Origin of the sequence: Marinicauda pacifica (assembly GCF_004793635.1) — a bacterium.
Classification (GTDB): Bacteria; Pseudomonadota; Alphaproteobacteria; order Caulobacterales; family Maricaulaceae; genus Marinicauda; species Marinicauda pacifica.
Map to the genome: position 1 here is coordinate 1 of NZ_SRXV01000073.1, position 308 is coordinate 308.

General features: G+C 64.9%; 1 protein-coding gene. It reads left to right on the forward strand.

What is annotated here, in order from left to right; all coding sequences use genetic code 11:
• On the forward strand, positions 1 to 308 hold a 308-nt coding region (locus E5162_RS14440), incomplete at both ends, for an efflux RND transporter permease subunit (protein WP_135945962.1).

A 308-nucleotide genomic window follows, 5' to 3' on the forward strand; every position in this document is an offset into this window, starting at 1 on the left:
GCGGTCGCGCTTGCGGCCGGGGCTGTCGCGTGCGTCTTTGCGCTCGAGCGCGAGCTGGTGCCTGAGGAGGATCGCGGCCAGATCAGCGTGTTTGTGACCGGGCCGGACGGGGTTGGCCTGGATTACATGGAGCAGGAAGTCGTCGAGATCGAGGCGGTCCTCCAGCCCTATCTCGATAGTGGCGTTATAGAGTCCGCATTCACCGTCATCGGGCGCTATGACCTCAACCGGATCGGCATGACCGTGCGCCTGGCCGACTGGGAGTCGCGCGACATCTCGCAGCAGGACTTGATCGCGGCGCTGGAAGA